Origin of the sequence: Methylorubrum podarium, from assembly GCF_022179745.1 — a bacterium.
Taxonomy (GTDB): Bacteria; Pseudomonadota; Alphaproteobacteria; order Rhizobiales; family Beijerinckiaceae; genus Methylobacterium; species Methylobacterium podarium.
The window spans coordinates 1-5308 of record NZ_BPRD01000033.1 but is presented as its reverse complement, the minus strand read 5'-3'; the positions used below and the strand labels follow the sequence as shown (position 1 = coordinate 5308).

Genomic DNA, 5308 nt, shown 5'->3' with positions numbered 1-5308 from the left:
ACGGGCAGGCCCTCGTCCTTGCCGGGCTGATCACCTCCCGGCGCGAGGGCAAGTCGGTCGTCTACAGCGCCGCCTATGCCGGCCTGTCCGACCTGATCGCCTTCCTGATGCGCGATTGCTGCCAGGGACGGCCGGAGGTCTGCGACGCCGCGCTGGCGGCCCTGTCCGCCTGCGCTTGCCCCAGCGGAGACACCGCCCATGCCTGAGGCGTTCGACGTCGTGATCTACCACAACCCGGCCTGCGGTACCTCGCGCAACACGCTGGCGATGATCCGCAACGCCGGCATCGAGCCGCACGTGATCGAGTACCTGAAGACGCCGCCGAGCCGGGCGCTGATCCGGCAGATGCTGGCGCGTGCCGGCCTCTCGGTCCGGGACGTCCTGCGCGAGAAGGGGACGCCCTATGCCGAGCTCGGGCTCGGCGACCCGGCGCTCACCGACGCGCAGCTCCTCGACGCCGTCGCGGCGCACCCGGTCCTGCTCAACCGGCCGCTGGTGGTGAGTCCGAAGGGCGTGCGCCTGTGCCGGCCGTCCGAGGCGGTGCTGGACCTGCTGCCCCCGCAGCGGGGCGAGTTCGCGAAGGAGGACGGCGAGCCCGTCATCGACGCGCAGGGCCGCCGCGTCGCCGGCGCCTGAGGAGGCGCACATGTCCCTGTTCGAACGATACCTCACCCTCTGGGTGGCTTCGTGCATCGCGGCCGGCATCGCGCTGGGCCACGCCCTGCCCGGCCTCTTCCACGCCGTCGGCGCGGCCGAGATCGCCCGGGTGAACCTGCCCGTCGCCGTCCTGATCTGGCTGATGGTCACCCCGATGCTGCTGCGGATCGACTTCGCCTCGCTGCGTCAGGTCGGGCGGCACTGGCGCGGCATCGGCGTGACGCTGTTCATCAACTGGGCGGTCAAACCCTTCTCGATGGCGGCGCTGGGCTGGCTGTTCGTGGGCACCCTGTTCCGGCCCTACCTGCCGGCGGACCAGATCGACAGCTACATCGCCGGCCTCATCATCCTGGCGGCCGCGCCCTGCACCGCCATGGTGTTCGTGTGGTCGAACCTGACGCGCGGCGAGCCGCACTTCACCCTGAGCCAGGTGGCGTTGAACGACACCATCATGGTGGTGGCCTTCGCCCCCATCGTCGGCCTGCTGCTCGGGCTCTCGTCCATCACCGTGCCCTGGGGCACGCTGGTCCTGTCGGTGGTGCTCTACATCGTGATCCCGGTCGTCGTCGCGCAGGTCCTGCGCCGCAGCCTGCTCGCCTCCGGCGGCCCGGCCGCGCTCGACCGGCTGCTCCGCCGGCTCGGACCGGTCTCGCTGGCGGCGCTGCTGGCCACCCTGGTCCTGCTGTTCGGCTTTCAGGGCGGGCAGATCCTGGCCCAGCCGGCGGTCATCGGCCTGCTCGCCGTGCCGATCCTGATCCAGGTCTACTTCAACTCGGGGCTCGCCTACCTCATGAACCGCGCCGCGGGCGAGCGTCACTGCGTCGCCGGCCCCTCGGCCCTGATCGGCGCCTCGAACTTCTTCGAACTCGCGGTGGCCGCCGCCATCAGCCTGTTCGGCTTCCACTCGGGCGCGGCGCTCGCGACCGTGGTCGGCGTGCTCGTCGAGGTGCCGGTGATGCTCTCGGTCGTGTGGATCGTGAACCGCAGCCGGGGCTGGTACGAGCGGGGTGCGGCGGGCAAGGGCGTGGCGGGCAAAGGTGGGGCGGGCCAGGAAGCCGCCCCGAAGCACGCGCCTCGCGAGGCCTGAGCCGGGCCCGCGCGGGCGGCGGGTCGTCGGCCGCGTCCGTCCCCCGCCGGGCTCGGCGCGACCGCCCCCGGCCCGACCCTGATTCGGTCGCCGATTCGGTCGCCGATTCGATCGCCGATTCGGTCCCGCGCGGGGTCGCCTTCGGCCGATCCTGACCAATGTGAGCGGCGTCCGCGCGACTCTGATCGCCTGATCCACTCCGACAGAGGCGGCCGTGATCGGCCGAGCCCAGCATGCGCCGTCACCGCTACGCCAAGATCGTCGCCACCGTCGGCCCGGCCACCAACACGCCGGAGATGCTGAAGGCCCTGTTCCTGGCCGGCGTCGACACCTTCCGGCTCAACTTCAGCCACGGCGTCCAAGAGGATCATGCGCGGATCCACGCCGCGATCCGCGCCCTCGAAGCCGAGGTCGGGCGCCCGATCGGCATCCTCCAGGATCTCCAGGGACCCAAGATCCGCGTCGGCACGGTGCGGGACGGACGGCTCGACCTCGCCGCGGGCGAGCGGGTGCGCTTCGTGCTCGAAGGGACGGACGGCGGCAAGGACGCCATCCCGCTGCACCATCCGGAGATCTTCGCCGCGGTCGTGCCGGGGCAGGACCTGCTGATCGACGACGGACGGGTGCGGGTGCGGGTCGTCGGCCTCGGGGACGGCACGATCGAGGCCGAGGTGATCACGGGCGGGACGGTGTCGAACCGCAAGGGCGTGAACCTGCCCGGCACGCTGCTCGACCTCTCCCCGCTCACGGCCAAGGACCGCGCCGACCTCGCCTTCGGCCTCGAACTCGGGGTCGATTGGGTGGCGCTCTCCTTCGTGCAGAAGCCCTCCGACGTGCTGGAGGGCCGCGCCCTGATCGGGGACCGCGCCGGCATCATGACCAAGATCGAGAAGCCGCAGGCGCTGGAGCGGATCGACGACATCATCCGCCTGTCCGACGCCGTGATGGTCGCCCGCGGCGATCTCGGCGTCGAGATCCCGCACGAGGACGTGCCGGGCCGGCAGAAGGAGCTGATCCGCGCCTGCCGCCTCGCGGTGAAGCCGGTGGTGGTGGCGACGCAGATGCTCGACTCGATGGTCAGCGCGCCGGCACCCACCCGGGCCGAGGCGTCCGACGTGGCGACCGCGATCTACGACGGCGCCGACGCGGTGATGCTCTCGGCGGAATCGGCCAGCGGCCGCTACCCGGTCGAGGCGGTGGCGATGATGGACCGGATCATCCGCTCGGTGGAGCGGCACAAGCTCTACCGCTCGATCATCGCGGCCTCCGAGCCCGGCGAGGAGGAGACCCCGCCGCACGCCGTGGCGACGGCGACGGCGGTGCTGGCCGAGGCCGTCCACGCAGCGGCGATCGTCGCCTACACGGCGAGCGGCACGACCGCGGCCCGCGTCGCGCGCAAGCGGCCGGCGGTGCCGATCCTGGCGCTGACCCCGGATGTCGGCACCTCGCGCCGCCTGAGCCTGCTCTGGGGCGCGCACAGCGTCCGCACCGACGACGTCGACACCTACGAGGCGATGACGGCCGACGCCTGCCGCCACGCGCAGGCGGAAGGGTTCGCCAAGCCCCACGACCTCATCGTGACGGCGGCCGGCATCCCGTTCCATACGTCGGGGAACACCAACAACATCCGCCTGATCCAGATCTAAGGCGGCAAACCCGATCGGCCCGATCATCGAAGGCCCGCCGGACGCGGTCTGGATCTCGCACAGGTCGCGCCGGCTCGTTGGTCCGAAGGGGTCGGCTTTCGTGTCGCCTCCGGCTGAGGAGCCCAAGCGCTCCTAGGAGCCGCCCGCCGCGCCGCGTCGGCAGCACCGGCCCGGGCGGACCGTCGATTGACCGCGCCGGACCCGGATCCCGCCCGATCCTGATGCGATCCTTATAGGATCGCCCTCCTCTCCCTCTCGAACCCTCACGCGGTTCCCGTCCACATTCGGGGCCGGCCCGGATCGGCTGCGGGGCGTCCCGCCGCCGACGGCCGGACGGATACGGACGCACCCCATGCTCGACCTCGTCTTCCTGCTCGGCGGCCTCGCCTTCTTCGGCCTGGCCGCGGGCTACGCCGCGCTCTGCGAGCGCCTCTGAGAGGCTCTCATGACCCTCGACCTCGCCCTGGGCGCCCTCGTGACCGCGGGGCTCCTCGCCTACCTCACCTTCGCCCTCGTCCGCCCGGAACGCTTCTGAGCGATGCCCGGCGGTTCCGAGCGGCCCTGACGGACCAATCCCCCCATGACTCTCGACGGATGGATCCAGATCGCGCTGTTCTGCGCGGTCGTTCTCGCGCTGGTGAAACCGCTCGGGCTCTACATGACCCGCGTCTTCACCGGCGAGCGCACCCTCCTCTCGCCCCTGCTCGCTCCGGTCGAGCGCGGGCTCTACCGGCTCGCGGGCATCGACGCGCGCCACGAGCAGACTTGGCTCGGCTACGGCCTCGCCCTGCTCGTCTTCCACGTACTCGGCTTCGTGCTGCTCTACGCGGTGCTGCGCCTGCAGGACGGGCTGCCGCTCAACCCCATGGGCCAGGCGGCGGTGGCGCCGGACCTCGCCTTCAACACCGCGGCGAGCTTCGTCACCAACACCAACTGGCAGAACTACGGTGGCGAGAGCACCCTCTCGTACCTCTCCCAGATGCTGGGGCTGACGCACCAGAACTTCCTCTCCGCGGCCACCGGCATCGCTCTCGCCGTCGCCTTGATCCGCGGGTTCAGTCGCGCTTCGGCCAGGACGGTCGGCTCGTTCTGGGTCGATCTCACCCGCTGCACCCTCTACGTGCTGCTGCCGATCTGCCTCGTCTACGCGCTGTTCCTGGTCTCTCAGGGCATGCCGCAGACGTTTGGCGCCTACGTCGACGCCACGACCCTGGAAGGCGCGCGGCAGACCATCGCGGTCGGCCCCGTGGCGAGCCAGGTCGCGATCAAGATGCTCGGCACCAACGGCGGCGGCTTCTTCAACGCCAACGCCGCCCACCCGTTCGAGAACCCCACCGCGCTGGCGAACTTCGTCCAGATCGTCTCGATCTTCGCCCTCGGCGCCGCCCTCACCAACGTCTTCGGCCGCATGGTCGGGGACGAGCGCCAGGGCTGGGCGATCCTGGCCGCCATGGGCGTGCTGTTCCTGGCCGGCGTCGCGATGACCTATGCCAGCGAGGCGGCGGGCAGCCCCGTCCTGAACGGGCTCGGGCTCGCCGGCGGCAACATGGAGGGCAAGGAGGTCCGGTTCGGCATCCTGGCCTCCGCCCTGTTCGCGGTGGTGACGACCGCCGCCTCCTGCGGCGCGGTCAACGCCATGCACGACTCGTTCACGGCGCTCGGCGGCCTCGTGCCGATGCTCAACATGCAGCTCGGCGAGATCATCGTCGGCGGCGTCGGCGCGGGCCTCTACGGCATGCTGGTCTTCGTGATCGTGGCGATCTTCGTGGCCGGCCTGATGGTCGGCCGCACGCCGGAATACCTCGGCAAGAAGATCGAGGCGCGCGAGGTCAAGATGGCCATGCTCGCCATCCTGTGCCTGCCGCTGATGATGCTGGGCGGCACCGCGCTCGCCACGGTGCTGCCGGCCCTGGAGGAG

6 protein-coding genes are annotated in these 5308 nt (G+C 71.3%); all 6 read left to right on the top strand.

What is annotated here, in order from left to right; translation table 11 throughout:
• On the top strand, positions 1-206 hold a 206-nt coding region (locus MFF42_RS01660; RefSeq protein WP_238254025.1), incomplete at its 5' end, for an ArsR/SmtB family transcription factor.
• Positions 199-636 carry an arsenate reductase (glutaredoxin) gene (arsC, locus tag MFF42_RS01655; protein WP_238254023.1) on the top strand — a complete coding sequence of 146 codons (438 nt, stop codon included), beginning with the start codon at positions 199-201 and terminating at the stop codon, positions 634-636. The genes MFF42_RS01660 and arsC, both read left to right, overlap by 8 nt.
• Before the next feature lie 10 nt (positions 637-646).
• On the top strand, positions 647-1744 hold the full coding sequence (gene arsB, locus MFF42_RS01650; protein ID WP_238254020.1) for an ACR3 family arsenite efflux transporter: 1098 nt from the start codon (positions 647-649) through the stop codon (positions 1742-1744).
• Between the two features lie 233 nt (positions 1745-1977).
• On the top strand, positions 1978-3390 hold the full coding sequence (gene pyk, locus MFF42_RS01645; RefSeq protein ID WP_238254018.1) for a pyruvate kinase: 1413 nt from the start codon (positions 1978-1980) through the stop codon (positions 3388-3390).
• Between the two features lie 445 nt (positions 3391-3835).
• Positions 3836-3925 (top strand): K(+)-transporting ATPase subunit F, encoded by a 90-nt coding sequence (locus MFF42_RS01640; RefSeq protein WP_183437366.1) that lies wholly within the window; start codon positions 3836-3838, stop codon positions 3923-3925.
• Positions 3926-3970: 45 nt separating this feature from the next.
• Positions 3971-5308: potassium-transporting ATPase subunit KdpA (gene kdpA, locus MFF42_RS01635; protein WP_238254016.1), on the top strand; the 1338-nt coding region annotated here is incomplete at its 3' end.